23 protein-coding genes are annotated in these 22,862 nt (G+C 72.4%); 12 read left to right on the forward strand and 11 right to left on the reverse strand.

Features of this window, described 5'->3' with window-relative positions; all coding sequences use genetic code 11:
* Window positions 1–23 precede the first annotated feature (23 nt).
* The 4 genes from DMB42_RS32435 to DMB42_RS32450 form a co-directional block, all read right to left on the reverse strand.
* A complete protein-coding gene (locus DMB42_RS32435; RefSeq protein WP_125640367.1) occupies window positions 24–3,287 on the reverse strand; it encodes a BTAD domain-containing putative transcriptional regulator in 3,264 nt (1,087 codons plus the stop codon).
* A 75-nt stretch (window positions 3,288–3,362) separates the two neighbouring features.
* Complete coding sequence (locus tag DMB42_RS32440) at window positions 3,363–3,830, reverse strand: ATP-binding protein (protein ID WP_185844970.1); 468 nt, start codon at window positions 3,828–3,830, stop codon at window positions 3,363–3,365.
* 189 nt (window positions 3,831–4,019) lie between these two features.
* On the reverse strand, window positions 4,020–4,721 hold the full coding sequence (locus DMB42_RS32445; protein WP_125640373.1) for a DUF2267 domain-containing protein: 702 nt from the start codon (window positions 4,719–4,721) through the stop codon (window positions 4,020–4,022).
* A 43-nt stretch (window positions 4,722–4,764) separates the two neighbouring features.
* Entirely contained in the window at window positions 4,765–7,044 is a 2,280-nt protein-coding gene (locus tag DMB42_RS32450) for a xanthine dehydrogenase family protein molybdopterin-binding subunit (RefSeq protein ID WP_125640376.1), read from the reverse strand.
* Window positions 7,045–7,130: 86 nt separating this feature from the next.
* On the opposite strand from DMB42_RS32450, the gene DMB42_RS32455 reads away from it, so the two are divergent.
* Window positions 7,131–7,613 (forward strand): MSMEG_6728 family protein, encoded by a 483-nt coding sequence (locus tag DMB42_RS32455; protein ID WP_125640379.1) that lies wholly within the window; start codon window positions 7,131–7,133, stop codon window positions 7,611–7,613.
* A gap of 2 nt (window positions 7,614–7,615) precedes the next feature.
* Here DMB42_RS32455 and DMB42_RS32460 read toward each other — a convergent pair whose 3' ends face one another.
* Window positions 7,616–8,656: a carboxymuconolactone decarboxylase family protein gene (locus DMB42_RS32460; protein WP_125640382.1), complete on the reverse strand. Its 1,041-nt coding sequence runs from the start codon at window positions 8,654–8,656 to the stop codon at window positions 7,616–7,618.
* 165 nt (window positions 8,657–8,821) lie between these two features.
* On the opposite strand from DMB42_RS32460, the gene DMB42_RS32465 reads away from it, so the two are divergent.
* The 3 genes from DMB42_RS32465 to DMB42_RS32475 all read left to right on the forward strand — a co-directional run bounded on the left by DMB42_RS32465 (window position 8,822) and on the right by DMB42_RS32475 (window position 12,188).
* Window positions 8,822–9,961: a sensor histidine kinase gene (locus DMB42_RS32465; protein WP_125640385.1), complete on the forward strand. Its 1,140-nt coding sequence runs from the start codon at window positions 8,822–8,824 to the stop codon at window positions 9,959–9,961.
* Window positions 9,958–10,617 (forward strand): response regulator transcription factor, encoded by a 660-nt coding sequence (locus DMB42_RS32470; RefSeq protein ID WP_125640388.1) that lies wholly within the window; start codon window positions 9,958–9,960, stop codon window positions 10,615–10,617. Before DMB42_RS32465 ends, DMB42_RS32470 begins: the two co-directional genes overlap by 4 nt.
* 164 nt (window positions 10,618–10,781) lie before the next feature.
* The gene (locus DMB42_RS32475; RefSeq protein ID WP_125640391.1) at window positions 10,782–12,188 is read left to right on the forward strand and encodes an LCP family protein; all 1,407 of its coding nucleotides are present in this window, start codon (window positions 10,782–10,784) and stop codon (window positions 12,186–12,188) included.
* A gap of 48 nt (window positions 12,189–12,236) precedes the next feature.
* On the opposite strand, the gene DMB42_RS32480 is transcribed toward DMB42_RS32475, so the two are convergent.
* The gene (locus DMB42_RS32480; RefSeq protein WP_125640394.1) at window positions 12,237–12,803 is read right to left on the reverse strand and encodes an NADPH-dependent F420 reductase; all 567 of its coding nucleotides are present in this window, start codon (window positions 12,801–12,803) and stop codon (window positions 12,237–12,239) included.
* A 117-nt stretch (window positions 12,804–12,920) separates the two neighbouring features.
* Between DMB42_RS32480 and DMB42_RS32485 the strand changes: the two genes are divergently transcribed.
* The gene (locus DMB42_RS32485) at window positions 12,921–13,748 is read left to right on the forward strand and encodes an alpha/beta hydrolase (protein ID WP_125640397.1); all 828 of its coding nucleotides are present in this window, start codon (window positions 12,921–12,923) and stop codon (window positions 13,746–13,748) included.
* A gap of 64 nt (window positions 13,749–13,812) precedes the next feature.
* On the opposite strand, the gene DMB42_RS55305 is transcribed toward DMB42_RS32485, so the two are convergent.
* Window positions 13,813–13,947, reverse strand: coding sequence for a hypothetical protein (locus DMB42_RS55305; protein WP_260478080.1), 135 nt, complete (start codon window positions 13,945–13,947; stop codon window positions 13,813–13,815).
* Window positions 13,944–14,114 carry a DUF3073 domain-containing protein gene (locus DMB42_RS32490; protein ID WP_125640400.1) on the reverse strand — a complete coding sequence of 57 codons (171 nt, stop codon included), beginning with the start codon at window positions 14,112–14,114 and terminating at the stop codon, window positions 13,944–13,946. The genes DMB42_RS55305 and DMB42_RS32490 overlap by 4 nt, the downstream gene beginning before the upstream one ends.
* A gap of 86 nt (window positions 14,115–14,200) precedes the next feature.
* Between DMB42_RS32490 and DMB42_RS32495 the strand changes: the two genes are divergently transcribed.
* Complete coding sequence (locus DMB42_RS32495) at window positions 14,201–14,533, forward strand: helix-turn-helix transcriptional regulator (protein ID WP_043615149.1); 333 nt, start codon at window positions 14,201–14,203, stop codon at window positions 14,531–14,533.
* Here DMB42_RS32495 and DMB42_RS32500 read toward each other — a convergent pair.
* The gene (locus tag DMB42_RS32500; protein ID WP_125640403.1) at window positions 14,526–15,086 is read right to left on the reverse strand and encodes a hypothetical protein; all 561 of its coding nucleotides are present in this window, start codon (window positions 15,084–15,086) and stop codon (window positions 14,526–14,528) included. The genes DMB42_RS32495 and DMB42_RS32500 overlap by 8 nt on opposite strands.
* 76 nt (window positions 15,087–15,162) lie before the next feature.
* Between DMB42_RS32500 and DMB42_RS32505 the strand changes: the two genes are divergently transcribed.
* The 3 genes from DMB42_RS32505 to DMB42_RS32515 are packed head-to-tail and all read left to right on the forward strand — an operon-like array spanning window position 15,163 to window position 17,516.
* On the forward strand, window positions 15,163–15,675 hold the full coding sequence (locus DMB42_RS32505) for a PadR family transcriptional regulator (RefSeq protein WP_125640404.1): 513 nt from the start codon (window positions 15,163–15,165) through the stop codon (window positions 15,673–15,675).
* A 10-nt stretch (window positions 15,676–15,685) separates the two neighbouring features.
* Window positions 15,686–16,564, forward strand: a complete 879-nt coding sequence (locus DMB42_RS32510; protein WP_125640407.1) for a 1,4-dihydroxy-2-naphthoyl-CoA synthase — start codon at window positions 15,686–15,688, stop codon at window positions 16,562–16,564.
* A gap of 34 nt (window positions 16,565–16,598) precedes the next feature.
* Window positions 16,599–17,516 (forward strand): aminoglycoside phosphotransferase family protein, encoded by a 918-nt coding sequence (locus DMB42_RS32515; protein WP_125640410.1) that lies wholly within the window; start codon window positions 16,599–16,601, stop codon window positions 17,514–17,516.
* Between the two features lie 116 nt (window positions 17,517–17,632).
* On the opposite strand, the gene DMB42_RS32520 is transcribed toward DMB42_RS32515, so the two are convergent.
* Window positions 17,633–18,493: an alpha/beta fold hydrolase gene (locus DMB42_RS32520; RefSeq protein ID WP_125640413.1), complete on the reverse strand. Its 861-nt coding sequence runs from the start codon at window positions 18,491–18,493 to the stop codon at window positions 17,633–17,635.
* A gap of 96 nt (window positions 18,494–18,589) precedes the next feature.
* Between DMB42_RS32520 and DMB42_RS32525 the strand changes: the two genes are divergently transcribed.
* On the forward strand, window positions 18,590–19,111 hold the full coding sequence (locus DMB42_RS32525) for a CGNR zinc finger domain-containing protein (RefSeq protein WP_260478081.1): 522 nt from the start codon (window positions 18,590–18,592) through the stop codon (window positions 19,109–19,111).
* Window positions 19,112–19,142: 31 nt separating this feature from the next.
* On the opposite strand, the gene DMB42_RS32530 is transcribed toward DMB42_RS32525, so the two are convergent.
* Window positions 19,143–20,057, reverse strand: a complete 915-nt coding sequence (locus tag DMB42_RS32530) for an NADP-dependent oxidoreductase (protein ID WP_125641146.1) — start codon at window positions 20,055–20,057, stop codon at window positions 19,143–19,145.
* 220 nt (window positions 20,058–20,277) lie between these two features.
* Between DMB42_RS32530 and DMB42_RS32535 the strand changes: the two genes are divergently transcribed.
* A complete protein-coding gene (locus DMB42_RS32535) occupies window positions 20,278–20,763 on the forward strand; it encodes a hypothetical protein (protein WP_260478082.1) in 486 nt (161 codons plus the stop codon).
* On the forward strand, window positions 20,763–22,862 hold the full coding sequence (locus tag DMB42_RS32540; protein ID WP_125640418.1) for a flotillin family protein: 2,100 nt from the start codon (window positions 20,763–20,765) through the stop codon (window positions 22,860–22,862). The genes DMB42_RS32535 and DMB42_RS32540 overlap by 1 nt, the downstream gene beginning before the upstream one ends.

The following is a 22,862-nucleotide window of genomic DNA, read 5'->3' on the forward strand; positions in this document are numbered from 1 at the left end:
ACAAGTCGATCAGGCGGCCCTTGTCATCCGCTGGTGGCCAGTTGCAGGTGCTTGTGGCAGGGGCGCCGCCGGGCCTCGACCGCCCGGTCGCGCCACCACGCCAGGCCGTTGCGGGCGGCCAGCCGTTCCAGGGTGGTCAGGTGGCGGGCGGCGCTCTCGTACCGGCCGGTCGCCTCGGCCAGCAGCGCGAGGTGCCAGTCCACCGGGCCCACCCAGGCGCACGCCGACAGGACGGTGATCCGGCCGCTGTAGGGCAGCAGCGCCTCGTAGAGCGCGCGGCACTCGTGCACCCGGCCGAGCGCCGCCGCCGCGGCGGCCCGCAGGCACAGCGTGGACGGGCGCGACCGGTCGAGCAGCGGCTGCCCGTTCAGCTCGCGGGCCTCGTCCACGCGGCCCTGGGCGTGCAGGTGGAGGGTGCGGGCGGCCTGGTCGAGCGCGGTGTTCACGCCTTGCAGGGCGTCGATGAGCGGGCCCGCGCCGGCCATCGTGCCCCGGTGGTAGTCCAGGACGACGCGGCCGGCGGTCACCGAGCGGGCGGCGTGCCAGATGCCGAGCCGGGTCGCCTGGTCGGCGGCGTCGGCGTACAGGTCCTCCGCCTCGTCGAAGTGGCCGCGGAGCACCAGCCGGCCCGCCTGCCACAACGTGTGCTGGAAGCGCGGCCAGGGCAGCGGGAGGCGTTCCAGCAGGTCGTCGCAGTGGGCGGCGGCCAGGTCGGCGCCGGTGACGTCGAACAGCTCCAGCCGGTTGTGCGCGTCCATCATGTTGGCGAGGAGCTGGAAGGCCGGTTCGTCGGCGGCCAGCTCGTGCAGCTCGGCGGCCAGGTCCATCAGCTCGTGCACGTGCAGGGGCCGGGGCAGCGACAGGTGCCGGGCGTTGATCGCGCGCATCAGCAGGCGGCGGTCGCCCAGCCGCCTGGCCATGGCCACGGCCTGGGCGGACAGCGCGTCCGCCCGCGGGTCGCCGGAGGCGTCGTAGAGCTCCTGGGCCAGCCCGGCCAGGAGCATCGCCCGCTCGGGGCCGTCCGACTCGGGCAGCTCGTTCAGCGCGCCCTCGAAGCGGCGGACGAGCAGCGGGTCGGCCGCGCCGTACGGGTCGCGCAACGTCCAGATCGACGGCGTGTCGAACGAGGTCAGTGCCCGGACCCGGAGCATCGGGCCGCCCGCAACGACCCGGTCGGCCGCCCGTACGGCCGCGTCCCTGACCTGCCGCGCCCTGGCCGGCTCGCCCGCCGCCAGCAGCGCGCGCACCTGCCCCAGCAGCAGCTCGACGTGCTCGGCCGGGTCACCGCCGGAGGCGTCGTGCGCGGTCACCGCGTGGCCCAGCCAGGACGCCGACTCGGCGTAGGCCTCGCGCAGCCCGGCCTGCTCGGCCGCGGCCCGCGCCCACCGCACCGCCTCCCCGTACGCCACCGGCCCCGCCTGGACGGCGTGATGGGCGATCACCTCCACGTCGGTGGACGGACGTCGCGACAGGGCGGCCGCGATGTCGCGGTGCAGCGCCGCCTTGCGCAGCGGCGGCAGGTCCCGTACGAGCGCCTCGCGCACCAGGTCGTGGGCGAAGGCCAGCCGGCCGCCCGGACGCGCCGCCAGCAGCCCGCCGCGCACCGCCCGGTCGAGCAGCTCGTACGCCTCCTCCCCCGCGACCCGCGCCACCACCGCCGGGTCGAACTCCCGGCCGACCAGCGCCGCGACCGCCAGCGTGCCCGCGACCTCGGCGAGCGCGTCCAGCCGCAGGCGCACCAGCTCGGTCACCGCGGCGGGCACCTCGTCCACGTCCGGGTCCTGGGCCATCAGCTTGATGCTCTCGCGCAGGAAGAACGGGTTGCCGCCGGTGCAGTCGGCCATCCTGGCGCACGCCTCCCCATCGAGCTCGACGCCGAGGTCGGCCGCGATCGCACCCACCGCCTCGGGCCCGACGCCGGTCAGGCGCAGCCGCAGCAGGTCGTAGCGGACCAGCCGCCCGAGCACGTCGCCGGTGCCGGAGCGGAAGGCGGCGACCAGGGTGACGGCGCCGTCCCGTACCAGCATGACCAGGTGCCTGAGCAGGTCGAGCGAGGCCGGGTCGGCCCATTGGAGGTCGTCCAGGACGATCACGAGCGGCTGGGCGCGCGAGGCCGTGCCGAGCCATCGCGCCACGGCCTGGTTGCGCCGCGAGAGCAGCGCGTCGGCCGAGCCCTTCCCCGGCGGGAGCGGGTCGGGCCGGTGGTCGAGCAGGCCGGACAGGGCCTCACGGTCCGGCGGCGGGCAGTGGGCGGCCAGCGCCTCGAACACCTGCGTCCACGGCCACAGCGCGGGCGTGCCCTCGGCGTCGTGGCAGCGCCCCCAGAGCACGAGCCGGCCGTGCCGCGCGCAGCGCTCGCCGAACGCCTCCAGCAGCCGGGTCTTCCCGATCCCCGGCTCGCCGCTGACCTCGGCGACCGCGAGCCCAGTGCGCGTGGCCCGCTCGGGCAGCGCCATCAGCTCGGCGAGCTGGGCCTCCCGCCCGTGCAGGGTGTCCACCGGCCGTGGCGCGGCGACGAGCTCCGGGGTGTCGCGCACCGGTTCGAGCGAGTCCACCTGGCGCAGGATGTCCGACTCCAGCGACCGCAGCTCGGGCCCCGGGTCGAGGCCGAGCTCGTCGGACAGCCGCCTGGCCGCCATGCGCAACACGGCCAGCGCCTCGGCCTGGCGTCCGGTGCGGTACAGGGACAGCGCGAGCAGGCACCACAGGCGCTCGCGCAGCGGGTTGGCCGCGGTCTCGGCCTCCAGCTCGCTGATCAGCGGCTGGGGCCGGCCCAGGTCGAGCAGCGCGCGGGCACGCCGTTCGACCGCGACGAGACGCAGCTCGCGCAGGCGGCTCACCTCGGTGACCGCCCACGGCTCGTCCTGGAACTCCTCGTACGGCGAGCCGCGCCACAACTCCAGCGCCTCGTCCAGGCAGGCCAGCGCCTCCCCGGCCGACCGGAACTCCGCCCGGTTCACCAGGTCGGCGAACCGCAGCGCGTCCACGTCGTCCGCGGCCAGCAGATAGCCGGGCGGCCGGGCGATCAGCGTCCGGGGCCGGGTACGCGGCCCGCGGCCCGGCTCGACCGCCCGGCGCAGGTTGGAGACGTAGGAGTGGAGGGTGGGCAGGGCGCTCGGCGGTGCGGCGCCGCCGTAGATGTCCTCGATCAGCGTGTCGGCGGGGACCACGGCCCCCTGCGCGACCAGCAGCCGGGCCAGTACGGCCCGCGGGCGCGGACCGCCGAGGGCTACCGTGCCCCCGTCGGCGTCGCGGACCTCCAGCGGCCCCAGAACTCGGAATTCCACGTTGATCCACTCATCGGCTTCGTCCTGATCAACACCAGTATGGTCGGGCCGACTTGAAGGAGACTGGAACCCGCGTCACGTGCCCGCCCTGATCGGGACGACGTTGCCGGGCCGGCCGCGGCGCGGCAGCGCGAACCAGGTGGCCTTGCCGACCAGGTCGGGGTGGGTGAGGTAGCGCTGGGGATGACAGCCGTAGAAGCCGTCGGAGAGCCTGGCCACGATGCGCAGGCCCCGTCCGTGCTCGGCGACCGGGTCGGGGGGCGAGGGGGCGGGCAGGGGCGGCCCGGCGTCCACGACGACGCACATGACCTCCTTGGCGTCCACGTGGAGGAGCAGCTCATAGGGGCCCTCGCCGTACATGAACGCGTTGGTGACCAGTTCGCTCACCATGAGGACAGCGTCGTCCACGACGTCGTCGTGGAGGTCGAGCCCGGACAGCTCCTCCCGGATGATCGACCGCGCGTGGCCGACGGTCCTGGCCTCCGCGCGCAGCGGCCATACGTACTGCATCCGGCTCTGCCGGGCCGACCGCAGCCTGGACATGGCCTCTCCTTCGTGGGAAGGGCGGCATCGAACGCTCGTTTCAATCAACACGAGACCTGCCTCCGAGTTGACGGACATGCGGCTGTCGAAACGTGTACGCACGAAGGGGCCGTCCGGGTCGAAGGTTTTCCGAGAAATCCCGGCTTTCTTTCCCGTCCGACCTGTCTGCCCAGGTCAGCGGGCGAACGACTAGGGGCGGCCGATGCCGGCGCCCACCTCCTCGATGAGGTCGTCCACCCGCCGGGCCAGCTCCACGTCGAGGGCCGTCACCGCGTTCACGGAGACCGTCCTGACCACGATGGCCAGGCCGTCGGCGGTGTCCTGGAGGTGGGGCTGCCGGCCGAAGGTGGCCTTGAGCCGGTCGAGCGCGCGGCGTACCGCACGCAGGTTCTCGCGCGGCAGGGCGATCTCGCGGCGCAGGGCCGAGCGGTCGCCGGTCCACAGCGGGAGGGTGGCCAGCGCCGAGGCGATCTCGTCGTCGGTGAGCGGCGCGGTGTGGCCCTTGGGGCCGGTGATGCCGCCGCCGCTGCCCGGCGGGTCGAACAGGGGGCGCACCTGCTCCGGGATGTGCAGCCGGGCGATCAGTTCGGGGTCCTGCTCGGCGACGGCGGCCAGCACGGCCTGGGCCCTCAGCCTGGCCTGCTCCGGCGGACGGCGGCCGAGCAGCGCGGCCTGGCGGACGAACCCCTCCTCGGTGCCGTCGTTGCGCGGATGGTCCATGGGGAAGTCGTCGGTCAGCTCGGGCGGCAGAGCCTCGATGAGCTCGCGCCGGTCCTCTTCGTCGAGCGTACGGGCCAGCGTGGTCAGTGTGGCCTCGGCCGCCGCTCTGGCCGGGCCGGCCCCCAGGCCCGTCATGCGGCCGATGGAGGCCAGAAGTGCGCGATATTCCATGATTCGTCCCCCGATCCGAACCTTCAGGCTCCTCGTGCCCTGGTCAGGGGTATCGACACCTCCACACGACCTCGGGGGTCAGCGGCACGTCGGTGAGGCGTCCGGCCAGCTCCGGCACGGCCGCGGCGACCGCGTTCCCGATGGCGGCGGGCGGGCCGATCGTACCGGCCTCGCCCACGCCCTTCATGCCGCCGGGGGTGACCGGCGAGGGCGTCTCCAGCAACACGATCTCGATGTCGGGCACCTCGCGCGTGGTCGGCAGGAAGTACTCGGCGAGCGGCTGCCCCTCGTCGGTGTGGACGATCTCCTCGGTCAGCGCCATGCCGATGCTCTGCGCGACCCCGCCGCGGATCTGGTCCTCGACCAGGGACGGGTTGACCAGCGTCCCGGCGTCGTTGACCACCCAGTAACGCTCGACCTCGACCGCGCCGGTCTCGGGATCGACCGCGACGGCGGCGGCGTGCGCGCCGTAGGCGAAGGTGTAGGCGGAGGGGTCGTAGCTGACCCGCTCCTCCAGGCCGGGCGTGACGCCTTCCGGCAGGTCCCAGGCCCGCCAGGCGGAGGTGGCCAGCTCACGCAGCGGCACCGACGCCCGCGGGTCGCCCTTCACCCTTACGGACTCCTCGGCGATCTCCAGATCGCCGGGCGCCGCCTCCAGCCGGTGGGCGGCGATGGCCAGCAGCTTGTCCCGCAGCCGGGCGGCGGCCCGGACGAGCGCCCCGCCGCCGACCGCGAGCGAACGGCTGGCGATCGACCCGATCGACGAGTACGGCGTCGCCGCCGTGTCCCCCAGCACCACCCGCACCCGCTCGATCGGCACCCCCACCCGGTCGGCCGCGATCTGGGCCAGCGCGGTCTCGATGCCCTGCCCGATCGCGACCACCCCGGACGACACCACGACCGACGCGTCCTGCTCCATCCGCAACACCGCCGTCTCGTACCCGCCCGCCTGGATGCCGGTCGCCTTCAGGTCCATGGACGGGCCCAGGCCGGTGGTCTCGACGTGGCAGGAGTAGCCGATGCCGCGCCGGCGCCCGTCGTCCACGCCGGTCACGGGCGTGACCAGGTCGCGCAGGGTGCGCAGGGCCTGCGGGTAGTCGCCGGAGTCGTAGGGCTGGTACACCCGGTTCGGGTACGGCAGCTCGTCCGGCTCCAGCATGTTGCGCAGCCGCAGCTCGACCGGGTCGAGACCGAGCCGCCGGGCCGCCTCGTCGATCAGGCGCTCCCTGGTCCAGGTGCACTCCGGCTGGCCGAAGCCGCGGTAGGAGCCGGTCGGGGTGGTGTTGGTGACCACGCCACGCACCCGTACGCCGACCCGCTCGAACCGGTACGGACCCGGCAAAAGGGTGCCCGAGACCGCGAAGGGCGAGATGCCCACGTTCGACGGGTGGGCGCCGAGGTCGCCGAGGATGTCGGCGTACAGCGCGACGAACCGGCCGTCGCCGTCGAGCGCCAGCCTGGCCCGGTGGACGGCGGCCCGTGCGGGCAGCGTCGCCGACAGCCGGTCGCCGGGCGACTCGGTCCAGCTCACCGGGCGGCCCAAGCGCATCGCGGCCAGGCAGACCAGCGCCTCGTCGGGATAGACGTGCTCCTTGCCGCCGAACCCGCCGCCGGTGTCGCGGCTGATCACGCGTACCTGGTCGTGGGTGAGCCCGAACGCGTCCGCCAGGTGCTCGCGCACGTGGTGCGGGGCCTGCGAGGAGATGTGCACGGTCAGCTCGTCGTCGGCGTAGGCGGCCACGACGCCGCGCGGCTCGATGGGATGCGGCGAGATCCGGCCCATCCTGAACGTCATCTCGACGACGTGCTCGGCGGCCTCGACGAAGTCCGCGCAGTCGGCGTCGCCGAGCGGGAAGTCGGTGACCAGGTTCGTGCCCCAGTCGGGGTACAGCAGCGGGGCGTCCGCCTCAAGGGCGCGTTCCGCGCCGACCGTCGCGGGGAACTGGTCGAGCGCCAGGTCCAGCAGGCCGGCGGCGTCCTGCGCGGCGGCGGGGGTCTCGGCCACGACGACGGCGATCGGCTGGCCGGCGTACCTGATCGTGTCGTCGAGCACCCGGTAGGACAGGAGCCGCTGGCCGGGCGCGAGGCTGACGCAGGGCAGCACGAGGTCGGCCGCGTCGGCGGGGGTGATGACGTCGAGCACGCCCTCGACCGTCCAGGCCGCCTTGGCGTCGCAGCCCAGGAGCCGGCCGTGGGCGACGGGGCTGCGCACCACCACCGCGTACGCCATGCCCGGCAGGCGTACGTTGCCGACGTACCTCCCCTTTCCGGTCAGCAGTCTGGCGTCTTCCCTGCGAGGCGTCCGTGCGCCGACATAGCCCATGGGCCGATTGTGCGCGCCGCCGGGCGTGCGGTCTATACGATCGCGCGGGACGGCAGGCGAGAAAGAGCAGGTCAGCGAGGGGATGGATGCAAACTTTTCTTCCATATCCGGATTTCGAGGCCAGTGCCGGAGTGCTCGACCCCCTGCGGCTGGGCAAGCAGCGGGTCGAGGCCCTGCAGATCCTGCGTGCCCTGACCGTCCCCGGCTACGGCTGGCGCCACCACCCCGTGGTCAAGATGTGGGCCGGCTACGAGGAGGCCCTCGTCCGCTACGGCCTCGACGTGTGCGCCCACTGGTGCTCGACCGGCCGGGCCGACACCTGCGCGGCAACGATGTCCGCCGAGCTGGGCCACACCTGCGGCACGCCCGTCGTCCGCACCCAGCACGAGCTGGCGGCGGCCGGTGAGCTGCCGCCCTGGCTCGGCGACGAGGACTTCCACCGCAGCCACCGCTCCGCCCTTCTGCGCAAGGACCCCGCCCACTACCGCCCGCTGTTCGGCGACGAGCCGGACGACCTGGAGTACGTCTGGCCCCACTCGGGCCGCCCGCCCGCCTGCCTGCCCGCCTGACCTCAGCCCCGTCCCGTCACTCCGGCTGCCCGGACGCCCTCCCCCGCGATCTGGGACTCCACGTGTCGCATGGCCGTCGCGGCGCCGAAGGCGACGAGCCGTACCAGGTCCTCGTCCGTCGTGGCGGCCCCGCGCCACGCCGCGACGTCCGCGTCGCTGATCCGGTACGGCGCCAGCGCGGTGAGCAGGGCGAGCCTGGCCCCCGGCCGTTCCGCCACGGGCACGCCGGCCAGCGGGCCGGACACCCAGTCGCCGCCCATCGGCGGATGCGCGCCGTCCCAGCCCGCGACCGCCTCGGTGACTGCCGCCCGTGCCGCCTCCCCCAGCAGCTCGCCGCCCGCCCCCGCGACGGCCGTGAGCGTGGCGTAGGCCGTGCCGACGGGCGTACCGGCCGCCCAGGCGGGCTCGGCCGTGGCGGGCAGGCCGTCGAGCACGTCCAGGCCGGCGCCGGGCGGCAGCTCCCTGCGTACCGTCCGCGACATCGCCCGGCCGCCCACGCTGCGCACCAGGCGCGACTTCTGCAGGTTGCCCGGCAGCAGGTTCTCGGTCAGCAGGGCCGAGGCGACGCGGTTGACGAAGTGGAAGGTGAGCGCGGTCCCGACGTACGCGGGGGCGTGCGCGGCGGGGAAGGGCACGGGCGCCCGCCGGCCCTGGGCCGACCGCAGCAGCGCCGCGTGCCCGGGATCCTCCGGGACGCCGCCCGCCGCGACCGTCTCGGCCAGCCTGTGGTCGCCGGTGGCGTGCAGCAGCGTCGTGTGCGCGGCCACGCAGAACGGGCACCGGTTGGCCAGCGACACCCCCAGCGCCACGACCTCCCGGCCGGTCCTCGACCCCTGCCCGGCCAGCAGCGACTCCCGCAACAACGCCCAGGTCCCGGCCAGTACGGCGGGCGCCGGCGACAACGTCAGGAAGACCGCCATCCGGGCCATGCCGAAGTCGTCGGCCAGGCACGCGTAGACCTGGGCCACCCGGCCCGTCGCGTCCTGCGGCCGGACGGGGGTGACGTAGCGGAACTGCCCACCGGTCTTCACAGTCGTGTCCATGGCCGTCATGGTGTGCCACAGGGCGTGCCGGAGTCGTCCTGCTCCGGGCGACTCCTACGGCTACGGCACGGGACGCAGGGACGGGCCGTGTACGACGGCGGGAGTAGTGCCCGATTCAGCCCAGATGGGGAGGATTATCGACACTTCACGCTCTACTGTGCTGGCATGACCTTGGAGCACCGGTGGCGTCCGGCCGCCATGGACGTGGCGCTGGCGGCGGTGGTGGCCGTACTGCTGACGGCGACCGCCCTGACCACGCCCGGGGCGTCCGCCGTGGACTACGCGGCCGTGCTGGCCGGGTCGCTCGCGCTCGTCGCCTGGCGGCGGGCGCCGGTGCCGGCGCTGCTGGCCGCCACGCTCTGCATGCTGGTCTACGCCGTGCACGCCCTGCCCGGACCGCCGGCCGCCTTCCCCGTAATGGTGACGGTGTTCGGCACGGTCAGGGCCGGACACCGGGCGCTCGCGGCGGTGGCGGGCGCGGTGTTCCTGGGCGCGACCCTCGCGGCCAACCTGGCCGCCGCCCCCGGCGGGCAGTCGCCGCAGGAGATCGTGCAGAAGACGACGCTGCTGCTCGGCTGGTTCCTGGCCGCCGGGGTGACGGCGACCGTGACCAGGCATCGGCAGGCGTACCTCGTGCAGGTCGAACGGCGGGCCGCCGAGGCCGAGCGCACCCGCGAGGAGGCGGCGCTGCGGCGCGCCGGCGAGGAGCGGCTGCGCATCGCCAGGGAGCTGCACGACTCGCTCACCCACACCATCTCGGTCATCAAGGTGCAGGCGGGCGTGGCGGTGCACATCGCGCGCAAGCGCGGCGAGGAGGTGCCGGCCGCGCTGCTGGCCATCCAGGAGGCCAGCGGCGAGGCGATGCGCGAGCTGCGCGCCACGCTGGAGGTGCTGCGCGAGGCCGACGGCGAGCGGCCGGCCACCGGCCTGGACCGGCTTCCCGACCTGGTCGAACGGGCCCGCTCGACCGGCGTCCCGGCCACGGTGACGGTCACCGGCGACCGCCGCGACCTGCCGGCCGAGGTCGACCGGGCGGCCTACCGGATCGTCCAGGAGGCGCTGACCAACGTCTCCAAGCACGCCGGGCCGGCCACCGCCTCGGTACGCGTCGACTACGGCAAGGAGGAGCTGATCGTGCAGGTGGACGACGACGGCGACACGGACGGCGGCCCGGCCGACCCCGGCGTGGGCCTGCTGGGCATGCGCGAACGGGTCACGGCGCTCGGCGGGCGGCTGCGCACCGGCCCGCGTCCCGAGGGCGGGTTCACCGTACGCGCCGAGCTGCCGCTGCGGGAGGCTGGATGATCCGCGTACTGCTGGTGGACGACCAGGCCCTCATCCGCGGCGGCTTCCGAGCCCTGCTGGAGGCCGAGGACGACATCGAGGTGGTCGCCGAGGCGGCGAACGGTGAGCAGGCCGTCGCCCTGGCCTTGGAGCACCGCCCCGATGTGGCGCTCGTCGACGTGCAGATGCCCGTGATGAACGGCATCGAGGCCACCCGGCGGATCGCCGCCGACGACCGCCTCGCCGAGGTCCACGTGGTGATCCTGACGAACTACGGCCTGGACGAGTACGTCTTCGACGCCCTGCGCGCCGGCGCGAGCGGTTTCCTGGTCAAGGACACCGAGCCCGCCGACCTGCTCCAGGGCGTCAGGGTGGCCGCCCGCGGCGACGCCCTGCTGGCCCCCGCCATCACCCGCCGCCTGATCGGCGAGTACGTCGCCCGCCGCCCCGAACCCGACCCCAAGGGCCTGGACGTGCTGACCAACCGCGAACGCGAGGTCACCGCCCTGGTGGCCCGCGGCATGTCGAACGACGAGATCGCCGCCCTGATGGTGATCAGCCCGACCACCGCGAAGACGCACGTGAGCCGGGCGATGACGAAGCTGCGTGCCCGCGACCGGGCCCAGCTCGTGGTCTTCGCCTACGAGTCCGGCCTGGTCACGCCACGCGAACGCTGACGCGGCCGGGCCCGCGCGGCCCGCCTTGACCTACGGGGAACGCCGTCCCTCCGCATCCTCGTCCCGGACTGAGTACACTCGGGCAGGTTCAACGGCCGAGACTTGTACGGCGAGGCTCTTGGCCCGGGGCGGTGGCCCCTCGGCCCCCGTCCCTCTGGAGTCACGTGAGCAGCGGGCTTCTCGACGCTCCCCCCTCCAGCGACCCCGGCGCCCCCAAGCGCCGACGGCGCTGGCTGCGCTGGACGATCGCGATCGCGGTCACCGTCATCCTCCTCGTCGTCGGCGTGGCCGTCGGCGTCACCGCCAAACTCAACGGCAACCTCAAGCGCGCCGAGGTCACCAAGGAGGACCTCGGCGAGACGCGGCCGCCCAAAGTCGCCACCTCGGCGATGAACGTCCTGATCGTGGGCTCCGACCAGCGCGACGGCAAGAACGCCAGGTACGGCCACCGCATCGCGGGCGAGCGCACCGACACGATCATGCTGGCGCACGTCTCGTCGAAGCGGGACAACGCCATGGTGATCAGCTTCCCGCGCGACTCGCTGGTCCAGCTGCCCGCCTGCCGGGCGACGGGCGGCCTGCCCGGCCAGCAGCCGCACCTCGGCATGATCAACGAGTCGTTCAACTCGGGCGGCATCGCCTGCACCTGGAAGACGATCGAGGCGCTCACCCACATCCGCATCGACCACTTCGTGAAGGTCGACTTCACCGGCTTCAAGAGCATGGTCAACGCGGTGGGCGGCGTCGAGGTCTGCCTGCCCGGCCCGGTCAACGACAAGAAGGCCCTGCTCCACCTGCCCGCCGGGCGGCAGACGCTCAACGGCGAGCAGGCGCTCGGCTACGTACGCGCCCGCTACAGCCTCGGCGACGGCTCCGACATCGGGCGCATCCAGCGGCAGCAGATGTTCATCGCCTCCATGCTCAAGAAGGTGATGAGCGGCGCCACGCTCACCGACCCGAACAAGTTGTTCGGCTTCCTCGACGCCGGCACCAAGTCGGTGACCGTCGACGACGACCTGTCGATCACCGTCATGAAGGACCTCGCCACCAGCCTCCAGGGCCTGAACGCCGGGGAGATCCGCTTCATCACCACCCCCTGGCACTACTCGCTGAGCCAGCCGGGCCGGGTCGAGTGGGTGCAGCCGCAGGCGGGCAGGCTGTTCCAGATCGTGGCCAGGGACCAGCGCGTCCAGGGCGTCAAGGGCGGCCAGGCCAAGGTGGGCCGGACGAAGATCCAGATCGAGCTGCGCAACGGCACCTACCGCGGCGGACTCGGCACGCAGGTGGCCGCCTTCCTCGAACAGCGCGGCTACCACATCAGCAAGATCGGCGACTCGGCCACGAAACCCCTGGCGAAGACCGCGCTGCTCTACGGCCCCAACGGCGAGACGCGGGTGCCCACGCTCACCAACGACCTCCTGGCCGCCACGCCCAGGCTGGTCGCGGGCGCCCGTACCAACCACCTGGTGCTGGTGATCGGCAACGACTGGAAGGGGCTGAAGCCGCAGCGCGCCGACGACACCGAGGCGCTCAAGGGCTTCGACGCCACCCACGACACCTGCGCGACCTGACCCGGCTCACAGGGCGTCCCACGACACCTGCGCGACCCGGCGCCCGCCTCACAGGGCGTCGGCCAGGCCGCCTCCGTCGATGGCGGTGAACCCGGCGTCCTCGATGAGCGGCACCACCGCCTTCTTGGCCGCGTCGTCGTCGCCCCAGTAGGGCATGTCGGCCCGGGGGCCGCCGCGCTGCCCGGCCATGCCGAGGTCCAGCAGCTCGTTGGGGTACTTGGTGTTGAACGTGCGCACCAGCCGTACGCCGGGGCCGAGCACGTGCTGCTGGTACTGCGGGCTGGTGAGCCCGCCGGGCACGGCCACCACCGCCTCGGCGCCGTCGCGCTCGGTGATCGGGTTGCTGGGATCGATGACGATCTTGCCGGCCAGCACCGGGCCCAGCTCCTCGACCACGGTGGGGAACGCCTCCCACCACACCGCCATCACGACGACCTCGCCGAAGCGGGCCGCCTCGATCGGCGAGCCGCCGCCCGCCTGGCCCTCGGCGGCCACCGCGGCCTCCTCGGTGAGGGTCAGCCGGGCGTCGCTGAAGAGCACGTCGTGACCGGCCGCCGAGAGCAGGCGGCCGAGCGGCGCGCCGAGCCTTCCCGAACCCACGATTCCTACGCGCATGTCTCGATCTCCTTGTCGCGCCCGCCCGGCACCTGCCCAGCGGTCCTCCCGGCATGCCTGTCTTTGCGCCGGGGCAGCGAGACCTTTGCCCACGGGTGATCCCTACACTCGTCGTCCATGAACGATCCCGACGTCCACCAGCTCAGGAGGGCCGGTGCCGAGCGCGGGCACCTGCGTCCGCGCGGGCCCGAGCTGCCGTACGTGACGGACCTGACCGGGCCGCGCGGGCTGCGGCTGCGGCACTACCGGCCGGCGGAGGAACGGCGGCCGCTCGTGGTGTACCTGCACGGGGGCGCGTGGGTGTTCTGCGACCTGGACACGCACGACCGGTTCTGCCGGCTGCTGGCCGACGGGTGCGGGGTGGAGGTGATGGCGGTGGAGTACCGGCTGGCGCCCGAGCATCCGTACCCGGGCGCGGTCGAGGACGCGATGGAGGTGTTGCGCTGGGCCCGTCCGGTCGCGGTGGCGGGTGACAGCGCGGGCGGTTACCTGGCCACGATGGCCTGCCTGGCCCTACGGGACGAGGGCGGCCCGCTGCCCGCCGTCCAGATCCTGGTCTGCCCCAACACCGATCTCACGCTCTCCCAGCCGAGCGTACGGGAGAAGGGCACCGGTCACGCGCTCGACGAGGACTTCCTCGCCTGGGCCGTGCGGCAGTGGGCGCCCGACCCGGCGCGGCGCGCCGATCCGCGGCTGAGCCCGATGCTCGTGCCCGACCTGCGCGGGCTGCCCGCCACACTGATCGTCACCGCCGAGCACGACGCCCTCAGGGACGAGGGCGAGACGTACGCCAGGCGGCTGGCCGAGGCGGGTGTGCCGGTCACGCGGCGCAGGGAGCCCGGCCTCGCGCACGGGTTCCAGCAGAACACCGACCCCGTGTCGCAGGCCGCCGTAGACCGCCTGCTCACCGACGCGCGCCACCTGCTGGAAACGACGTCGAGCTGACCAACTGCCGGACGCGGTGCCGAACCGGCAGTCTGCCGGAAGCGCTGCCGGAAGCGGTGTCGGGTCAACCGAGCAGGACCGTCGTGAGGGCGACGGGCAGGGCGCCGCACCGCCTGGGGCTCGCGGCGCCCGATCGGGCGCCGGAGGCCAGGCGGTCCAGAAACGTCGCGGACGCCCCCGCGAAGCTCACGCGCGTCATTGCGCGCGCTCGGACTCCTGCTCGGAACCCGTGGACGGGTACATCTCCTCCCGCGGCGTGTCCGCGCCCAGCTCCTCACGCAGCCGGTCGTAGTCGATGTTGTGGTTGGTGTACTTCAGCTGGCGAGCGACCTTCGTCTGCTTCGCCTTGGCTCTTCCTCGGCCCATGGCTACTCCCTAGTCCCCGCTGTCATGCTATCCAACAACGTTACGACTTGAAGAATTATGCAACTGCGCTGGATTAGTCTTGCAATATGCACGTGGAGGTCTACCAGGCCAAGGCCGACTTCTTCAGGACGCTCGGCCACCCCGCTCGCATCAGAGTGTTGGAGCTGCTCCAGGAAGGGCCACTGCCCGTCAGGGACCTGCTGGCCCAGATCGACATCGAGGCGTCGAGCCTCTCACAACAGCTTGCGGTCCTGCGCAGGGCCGGGATCGTGAGCGCCATCCGCGAAGGCAGCACGGTGGTCTACACACTGGCCACTCCCGAGCTGGCCGACCTGCTGGGGGCCGCCCGCCGCATCCTCACCGACATGCTGGCCGACCAGGGAGAGCTCCTGGCCGAGCTGCGGGCGGAGGTCACTTAGCGGCGGCGGCGCGACGGCGGACGATCTTCGGGTAACGGGCGGTGAAGACGGCGGGGACGACGAACGAGAGCACCTTGACGGCGATGACCACCGTGGTGGCGTGGGGGGCCGCGGCCAGCACGAACGTCAGCGAGACGGCGGCGAGCGTGAACGCCACCGCCCACACCGTCGTGATGACCACGTTGACGCGGTAGAACGCGGGGGTCTCCCAGATCTCCTTCGGCGCCATCGTGCGCGCGATGCCCAGCGTGAACGGCTTGCGGATGGCCATCGAGCCCCAGGCCGTGCCGGCCAGCCAGACGTTGACCAGCGCGGGGCCGTACGGCGTGAGCGGCGAGTGCGGGGCCACCAGGGAGACCACGGTGAGCAGGGCGAAGAAGATCGCGGCGCTGGTCTCGATGACGATCTCGTCCCAGGCCCGGCCGGACCGGCGGTCGATGACCACGAGGGCGAGGGCGATCACGAAGCCGGTGATGGCGCCCCAGCGCCACTCGTCGCCGGTGGCGATGACCGCGTAGACGACCCAGGGGAGGAAACCGAGCAGACCGCGCATCGTGGAACTCCTTAGACATTCCTGTGTAGACATGTCGAAGGTAGAACCTCCTGCCGCGATATGTCAATATAGGAATATGAGCTTGAGACACGCCGTGCTGGGTCTCCTCGCCGAGGGACCGGCGAGCGGCTACGACCTGCTGAAGACCTTCGACGTCTCATTGTCCAACGTCTGGCCGGCCACCCAGAGCCAGCTCTACGCAGAGCTGGGCAAACTTGCCGAGGCCGGGCTCGTGCACGTGGCTGCCGAAGGCCCCCGGGGCCGCAAGGAGTACGAGATCACCCAGGAGGGCCGCGCCGAGCTGCGCCACTGGATCACCGAGGTCGAGCCGACCAGGGTCGGGCGCAGCGACATGCTGCTGCGCGTGTTCTTCCTCGGCCAGGACGCGCCCGAGCAGGCCCGCGCGTACCTGCGCCGCCAGGCCGAGGTGGTGGGCCGGCACCTGGAGCACATGCAGGCCATCAAGGGCTTCGTCGAGAGCGGCGAGGACAACCTGTCGGTCTACGGCCGCCTGGCCCTGGAGTACGGCCTGCGGCTCGGCGCCGTGCAGAAGTCGTGGGCCGAATGGGCGGAGGGGCAGATCCGTTAGGCTCCTGCCCATGGTCTCCGAGCTGTTCGATCCGAAGATGTGGCAGGTCGTCGAGGGCTTCGACTTCACCGACATCACCTACCACCGGGCCCTCGACCAGGGCACGGTGCGGGTCGCCTTCAACCGTCCCGAAGTGCGCAACGCCTTCAGGCCGCAGACGGTCGACGAGCTCTACCGGGCTCTCGACCACGCCAGGCAGACCACCGACGTCGGCTGCGTGTTGCTCACCGGCAACGGCCCCTCGCCCAAGGACGGCGGGTGGGCCTTCTGCTCCGGCGGCGACCAGCGCATCAGGGGCAAGGACGGCTACCAGTACGCCGACGGCTCGCCCGCGACCGGGCGCCTGCACATCCTTGAGGTGCAGCGCCTGATCCGCTTCATGCCCAAGATCGTGATCTGCGTGGTGCCGGGCTGGGCCGCGGGCGGCGGCCACAGCCTCCACGTCGTGGCCGATCTCACACTCGCCAGCGCCGAGCACGCCCGCTTCAAGCAGACCGACGCCGACGTGGCCAGCTTCGACGGCGGCTTCGGGTCGGCCTACCTGGCCCGGCAGGTCGGGCAGAAGTTCGCCCGCGAGATCTTCTTCCTCGGCGACACCTACACCGCGGCCGACGCCCACCGCATGGGCATGGTCAACGCCGTCGTCCCGCACGCCGAGCTGGAGTCGACGGCGCTGGAGTGGGCCCGCAAGATCAACGGCAAGTCGCCGACCGCCCAGCGCATGCTGAAGTTCGCCTTCAACATGATCGACGACGGGCTCGTGGGCCAGCAGGTCTTCGCCGGTGAGGCGACGCGGCTGGCGTACATGACGGACGAGGCCGCCGAGGGCCGTGACTCCTTCCTGGAGAAGCGGGCGCCCGACTGGTCGCCCTACCCCTGGCATTTCTAGCCACGGACTCCGCGCCCGGAGGCAGACTTGGGTGATGAAGATCAAGGTGCCCGAGGCGTTGACCGAGTCACATGTGAAGATCGACGGGGAGAAGGGTCGCGCCTGGTCGGCCGGCCTGCCCGCGCTGGCCGAACGTTACCTGGAGGAATGGGCGCTACGGCTGGACGAGGGGCGGCCCATGCACGGCGTGGTCTCCCTCGTGCTGCCCGTCGTACGGGAGGACGGCACCAGAGCGGCGCTCAAGCTCCAGCCCGTCACCGACGAGAACGCCACCGAGGCTCCTGGCCTGCGCACGTGGGCCGGGAAGGGGTCGGTGCTGCTGCTCGACGAGGACCCGGAGACCGGCACCCTGCTGCTCGAACGCCTCGACTCCGCCCGCCCGCTGTCGGCCGTGCCCGACGACGTCGAGGCGCTGACGATCCTGACCGAGCTGCTGGGCCGGTTGACCGCCTTCCCCGCCCCACCCGGGATGCGCCGCCTTGGGGACATCGCCAAGGACATGCTGGCCGACGTGGACAAGGCGGCGACCGCGATGCCCCGGGAAGCGGACAGGTACTGGCTGCGGTGGTGCGCCGACACGGTCGCCGAGCTCGTCGGCGAGCCGGGCGACCGGCTGCTGCACTGGGACCTGCACTACGACAACGTGCTGGCCGCCGAGCGGGAGCCGTGGCTCGCCATCGACCCCAAGCCGCTGGCCGGCGACCCCGGCTTCGACCTGTGGCCCGCCCTGGACAACCGGTGGGAGGCCGTGGTCGCCACCGGTGACCCGGTGCGGGGCGTGCTGCGGCGGTTCGACCTGATGGTGGACGTGCTGGGCCTCGACCCGGCCAGGGCGGCCGGCTGGACCCTCGGCCGGCTCCTGCAGAACGCGCTCTGGGACGTCGAGGACGGCGAGACCGAGCTCAACGAGACCGGCCTGGTGATCGGCGAGGCCATGCGCCACCGTCAGTAGCCCGCCCCACGTAGAGCCCGCCCCACGTAGAGCCCTGGTCAGGACACCCCGCCGGCCAGGGCGGTCGGCTCGCGCAGCACGACCCTGCTGTCGCCGGGCGCGGCGGGTGTGCGCGTTCAGTCGGAGAGGCGGCGGAGGAAGTCGCGGACCAGCGCGGCGATCTGCGGGCCGCGCGTCTCCAGGGCGAAATGGCCCGCGTCCAGGAGCTGGATCTGCACGCGCTTGGTGTCCCGGTCGAAGGCGAGGGCGCCGTCGGGGCCGAAGATCTCGTCGTGCCGCCCCCAGACGGCCAGCACCGGCGTCTGGTTGGTACGCAGGTACTCCTGCCACTCCGGGTAGAGGCCCAGGTTGCGGCCGTAGTCCACGAAGAGGGCGAGCTGGACGGCGTGGTTGCCGGGCCGGTCGAGACGGGCCTGGTCCAGGACCGCCTTGTCCGGGTTGACCAGGCCGGCGTCACGGACGCCGTGCGTGTACTGCCAGTGGGTGGCCTCGGGCGTGAGCAGGCCGAGCAGCGCGGAGGTGTTCTCCTCGGACGGGTCGGCCCACGCCTTGCGCAGCGGCTCCCAGAAGGGCGTCAGACCCTCCTCGTACGCGTTGCCGTTCTGGGTGACGATGCCGGTGACACGTTCCGGGTGGCGGACGGCGAGGCGGAAGCCGACCGGGGCGCCGTAGTCGTGCACGTAGAGGGCGTACTTGGTGAGGCCCAGGGTGTCGAGCAGCTGGTCGACGACGTCGGCCAGGTGGTCGAAGGTGTAGTCCCACTCGTCGGCGGCGGGGGCCGAGCTGTGGCCGAATCCGGGGTAGTCGGGCGCGATCAGGTGGAACTCGTCGGCCAGCTCGGCGATCAGCTCCTGGTAGGCCACCGACGAGGTCGGGAACCCGTGCAGCAGCACCAGTGTGGGCGCCGAGGGGTCGCCCGCCTCCCGGTAGAACACGTCGAGGCCGTCGATCACAGCGGTGCGGTACTGAACAGTCATGTCAACACACTCTCTAACCGGCTAAATCCGTTTTGACGGTTAAGTGATAGCATGCCAAGAGATAACCAGTCAAATCGCTTTGAGGGGTTAGAAGCAGTGAGGATACGGCCGCTCCGCGACGAGCCCTTGGCGCTGGACCTGGTGGACACCGTGTGGGTGGACCAGGGCGCCCTGTTGGACCAGTTCGACGACCTGGAAGGCGTGCGCGCCTGGCTCGGCGATCACGGCCTGCCGGGCGCGCCCGGCCTGGAACGGGTGCGCGACCGCCTCGTCCTCGCGCGGGACGCGCTGCGCGGGCTGCTCGAAGGGCGGGGGCACGACCGGCTCAACGCGGTGCTCGACGAGGGCGCGACCAGGCCCCGGTTCGGCGACGACGGCCCCCGCGACACGGTCGTGGTGTCCGACCCGGCCTGGGAGGCGGCCTGGACGGCGGCCGCCGCCGTCGTCCCCCTCCTGCGGGAGCGTCCCGAACGGCTGCGCAAGTGCGCGAACCCGTCCTGCGTCCTGTGGTTCCTGGACGTGAGCAAGAACGGCAGCCGCAGGTGGTGCTCGATGGAGGTGTGCGGCAACCGCGCGAAGGCGGGCCGGTTCAGCCGGCGCCACAAGAGCGTCGGCTGACCGGCCCGCCAGGGGATCTCGGCGCGCGTCCTCAGTCCGTCACCAGGACGACCTTGCCCCGGCCGTGGCCGGTCTCGACCTCGCGATGGGCGTCGGCGGCCTCGTCCAGCCGGTACGTCCGCCGCACCGGGAAGACGAAGCGGCCCTCGGCGTACAGCCTGGCGTACCGGCCGAGCCGTTCGGCGGTGCGCTCGCCCATCACGGTCCTGACGCCCAGCTCGGCCGCCTTGCCGTGCTCGACCATCGTGACGATGCGCCCGCGGTCGGCGACCAGTTCGAGCGAGACCTCCAGGGCGTGCCCGCCGGCGCCGTCGAGGGCCGCGTCCACGCCGCCGGGGGCGAGCGCGCGTACCCGGTCGGCGAGCCCGTCCCCGTAGGCGACCGGGATCGCGCCGAGCTCGCGCAGGTAGTCGTGGTTCACCTCGCGGGCGGTGCCGATCACCGTGGCGCCCCGCATGCGGGCGATCTGTACGGCCGCCGTCCCCACCGACCCGGCCGCCCCGTGCACGAGCAACGTGTCGCCCTCCCCGACCGCCAGGGCGTCGAGGGCCAGCTCGGCCGTCTGGACGCCGGACGTCAGCCCGCCGGCCGCCTCCCAGGGGATCCCGGCGGGCTTGGGAGCCACGTCGGCGGCCGGGACGACGACGTACTCGGCGTAGGCGTACAGGCGCGAGAACCCCAGCACCTCGTCACCGGCCGACACCCCGGTCACCCCGTCGCCCACCTGGTCGACCACGCCGGCGAACTCGTTGCCGGGGATGCGCGGCCACGGCACGTCCCCCATGTACGGCGGCAGCCAACCCGCCCGTACGGCCGTGTCGAACGGCTGCACACCGGCCGCCCGCACCCGTACGCGCACCTCTCCCGGGCCCGCCTGCGGCGCGGGCACCTCCATCACCTTCAGCACCTCGGGTCCGCCCGGTTCGGCGAACGCTGCAGCCCTCATCACTTCGCTCATGTCCCCGAGCTTGCTACCTCAACCGCACTTGAGGTCAAGTCGGATAACTTTCCATATGAACTCGGGAACTTTCCGCTTTAGTCGCGCTTTATATGTATATAGTCCGTCAGAACACACCGGGGGATGGGCAGACCGAGGGTTGATGACTGAGTTCTCACACGCCGCTCTGAGCTTTCCGACTGTCATTTTCAGTTTTCTTCTCGCGGCAGTGGTGGCTTATTGGCTGGCCGTCATCGCCGGCCTGTTCGACCTCGATCACGACGCGCCCTGGCTGGGCCTCGGGGGTGTGCCCGCCGGGATCGCGTTGTCCCTGCTGATCGCGATCGCCTGGCTGCTGAGCCTGATCGGCGGCCAGGTGCTGCCGGACGGCGCGCGGATCGCCGTGCCCTTCGCCGCGGCGGCCGGCGCCTGGCTCGCCACGCGCGCCCTGGTCGTGCCGCTGCGCAGGGCGTATCCGGACGGCGGACACCACTCGCGCGGCGACCTCGTCGGCCGCCCGTGCGTGATCCGCACCGGCGCCGCCACCGCCGACTTCGGCCAGGCCGAGGTCACCTCCGCGGACGGCTCGACCGCGATCGTCCAGGTCCGTACGACCGGACGGGACCGCCTGGCCCGCGGCGACAAAGCACTCATCTTCGAATACGACAAAGACGGCGAATTCTTCTGGGTCATGCCCTACGAAAGCGAGATCTGATGGACGTCATCTCCACGGGCTTCGGCGTATTTCTCGCCGTGGTCCTGGTCATCGTGATTGGCCTGCTCGTCATCATCGGCCGCCTATTCCGCAAGGTGGAACAGGGCAAGGCGCTGATCGTGTCGAAGGTCAACAAGGTGGACGTGACGTTCACCGGCGCCATCGTGCTGCCCGTCGTCCACAAGGCCGAGACCATGGACATCTCGGTGAAGACCATCGAGATCACGCGTACCGGCCGTGAGGGGCTGATCTGCCGGGACAACATCAGGGCCGACATCAAGATCACGTTCTTCGTCCGGGTGAACAAGACCGCCGAGGACGTCATCAAGGTCGCCCAGGCCATCGGCACCGCCAGGGCCAGCGACGAGAACACGCTCCAGGAGCTGTTCAGCGCCAAGTTCTCCGAGGCGCTGAAGACGGCCGGCAAGCACCTCGACTTCGTCGACCTCTACACCAAGCGGGACGAGTTCCGCGACGAGATCATCCGGCTCATCGGCACCGACCTGAACGGCTACAGCCTTGAGGACGCCGCCATCGACTACCTGGAGCAGACCGCGCTCACCCAGCTCGACTCCAGCAACATCCTGGACGCGCAGGGCATCAGGAAGATCACCGAGCTGACCGCGCTGGAGCACGTACGGACCAACGAGTTCCAGCGGGCGGAGGAGAAGGAGATCACCCGCCAGAACGTGGACGCCCGCGAGGCCATCCTTGAGCTCCAGCGCCGCCAGGCCGACGCCGAGCTCAAGCAGCGCCGCGAGATCGAGACCGTCAAGGCCCGCGAGGAGGCGGAGATCGCCCGCGTGCAGGCCGAGGAGCGGCTGCGCGCGCAGACGGCCGGCATCAAGACCGACGAGCAGCTCGGCGTGCAGCGCGAGAACCAGGCCCGCGAGGTGGCGGTCGCCGAGAAGAACCGCGAGCGGGTGCTCGCGATCGAGAGCGAGCGCATCGAGAAGGACCGCCTGCTGGAGGTCATCGCCCGCGAGCGGGAGACCGAGTTGTCGCGTATCGCGAAGGACAAGGAGGTCGAGACCGAGAAGCGGTCGATCGCCGAGGTCATCCGCGAGCGCATCGCGGTCGACAAGACCGTGGCCGAGCAGGAGGAGAGCATCAAGCGGCTGCGCGTGGTCGAGGAGGCCGAGCGGACCCGCCAGCAGGTGATCATCGCGGCCGCGCCCGAGGCGCAGGAGAACCTGGTCAAGGACATCAAGGCGGCCGAGGCGGCGGAGGCGGCCTCGAAGTTCAGGGCCCGCGAGGAACTGGTGCTGGCCGAGGCCAAGCAGCAGGCCGCGGAGATGGAGGCGCGGGCCAAGATCCGGCTCGCGGAGGGCGTCCAGGCCGAGTCCGCCGCCGCCGGGCTCGCGCAGGTGCAGGTCAAGGAGCGCGACGCGGACGCCATCGAGAAGGTGGGCCGCGCCGAGGCCCTGGCCCTGGGCGAGAGGCTGCGGGCCGAGGCCGACGGCGCGCGGGCCATGGCGGTGATCGAGGGCGACCGGCTCAAGGCGCAGGCCGAGGGCGAGCAGGCCATGGCGCTGGCCGGCGCCACCGCGATCGGGGAGAAGCTGAAGGCCGAGGCCGAGGGCCTGACCCAGAAGGCCGCCGCGATGGCGGCCCTGGACGAGGCCAGCCGGGGCCACGAGGAGTACCGCCTGCGCCTGGAGGCCGACAAGGAGATCAGGCTCAAGCACATCGACGTCACCCGCCAGGTGGCCGAGTCGCAGGCCAGCGTGCTGGCGGCGGGCCTGTCCAAGGCCAACATCGACATCGTCGGCGGCGACACGATGTTCTTCGACAAGGTGGTCGGCTCGATCACCATGGGCAAGGCGGTGGACGGCTTCGTGGGCCACTCGGAGGTGGCCGGGGCCTTGGTGAAGCCGTACCTGAACGGGACGGCCAGCCTGGCGGCCGACCTCGCGAGCGTGGTCGGCGGGGTGCGCACCGAGGACATCAAGAACCTGACCGTCTCGGCCGTGCTCATGCGGCTCATCCAGGACGGCGGCCCGCAGTCGTCGGCGCTCGGCGAGCTGCTGGAGACCGCGCGGCGCCTGGGGGTGGCCGACTCCCCGGTGGCCGCGCTGACGGCGGCGGCGAAGGGCTGA

Origin of the sequence: Nonomuraea sp. WAC 01424 (assembly GCF_003947315.1) — a bacterium.
Lineage (GTDB): Bacteria > Actinomycetota > Actinomycetes > Streptosporangiales > Streptosporangiaceae > Nonomuraea > Nonomuraea spiralis.

Coding starts and splice junctions, on each gene's coding strand:
- DMB42_RS32440 (WP_185844970.1), bottom strand. CDS start 3,830: ATGTCCAGGCTGCGGTCGGCCCGGCAGAGCCGGATGCAGTACGTATGG.
- DMB42_RS32445 (WP_125640373.1), bottom strand. CDS start 4,721: ATGGAATATCGCGCACTTCTGGCCTCCATCGGCCGCATGACGGGCCTG.
- DMB42_RS32450 (WP_125640376.1), bottom strand. CDS start 7,044: ATGGGCTATGTCGGCGCACGGACGCCTCGCAGGGAAGACGCCAGACTG.
- DMB42_RS32455 (WP_125640379.1), top strand. CDS start 7,131: ATGCAAACTTTTCTTCCATATCCGGATTTCGAGGCCAGTGCCGGAGTG.
- DMB42_RS32460 (WP_125640382.1), bottom strand. CDS start 8,656: ATGGACACGACTGTGAAGACCGGTGGGCAGTTCCGCTACGTCACCCCC.
- DMB42_RS32465 (WP_125640385.1), top strand. CDS start 8,822: ATGACCTTGGAGCACCGGTGGCGTCCGGCCGCCATGGACGTGGCGCTG.
- DMB42_RS32470 (WP_125640388.1), top strand. CDS start 9,958: ATGATCCGCGTACTGCTGGTGGACGACCAGGCCCTCATCCGCGGCGGC.
- DMB42_RS32480 (WP_125640394.1), bottom strand. CDS start 12,803: ATGCGCGTAGGAATCGTGGGTTCGGGAAGGCTCGGCGCGCCGCTCGGC.
- DMB42_RS32485 (WP_125640397.1), top strand. CDS start 12,921: ATGAACGATCCCGACGTCCACCAGCTCAGGAGGGCCGGTGCCGAGCGC.
- DMB42_RS55305 (WP_260478080.1), bottom strand. CDS start 13,947: ATGACGCGCGTGAGCTTCGCGGGGGCGTCCGCGACGTTTCTGGACCGC.
- DMB42_RS32490 (WP_125640400.1), bottom strand. CDS start 14,114: ATGGGCCGAGGAAGAGCCAAGGCGAAGCAGACGAAGGTCGCTCGCCAG.
- DMB42_RS32495 (WP_043615149.1), top strand. CDS start 14,201: ATGCACGTGGAGGTCTACCAGGCCAAGGCCGACTTCTTCAGGACGCTC.
- DMB42_RS32500 (WP_125640403.1), bottom strand. CDS start 15,086: ATGCGCGGTCTGCTCGGTTTCCTCCCCTGGGTCGTCTACGCGGTCATC.
- DMB42_RS32505 (WP_125640404.1), top strand. CDS start 15,163: ATGAGCTTGAGACACGCCGTGCTGGGTCTCCTCGCCGAGGGACCGGCG.
- DMB42_RS32510 (WP_125640407.1), top strand. CDS start 15,686: ATGGTCTCCGAGCTGTTCGATCCGAAGATGTGGCAGGTCGTCGAGGGC.
- DMB42_RS32515 (WP_125640410.1), top strand. CDS start 16,599: ATGAAGATCAAGGTGCCCGAGGCGTTGACCGAGTCACATGTGAAGATC.
- DMB42_RS32520 (WP_125640413.1), bottom strand. CDS start 18,493: ATGACTGTTCAGTACCGCACCGCTGTGATCGACGGCCTCGACGTGTTC.
- DMB42_RS32530 (WP_125641146.1), bottom strand. CDS start 20,057: ATGAGGGCTGCAGCGTTCGCCGAACCGGGCGGACCCGAGGTGCTGAAG.
- DMB42_RS32540 (WP_125640418.1), top strand. CDS start 20,763: ATGGACGTCATCTCCACGGGCTTCGGCGTATTTCTCGCCGTGGTCCTG.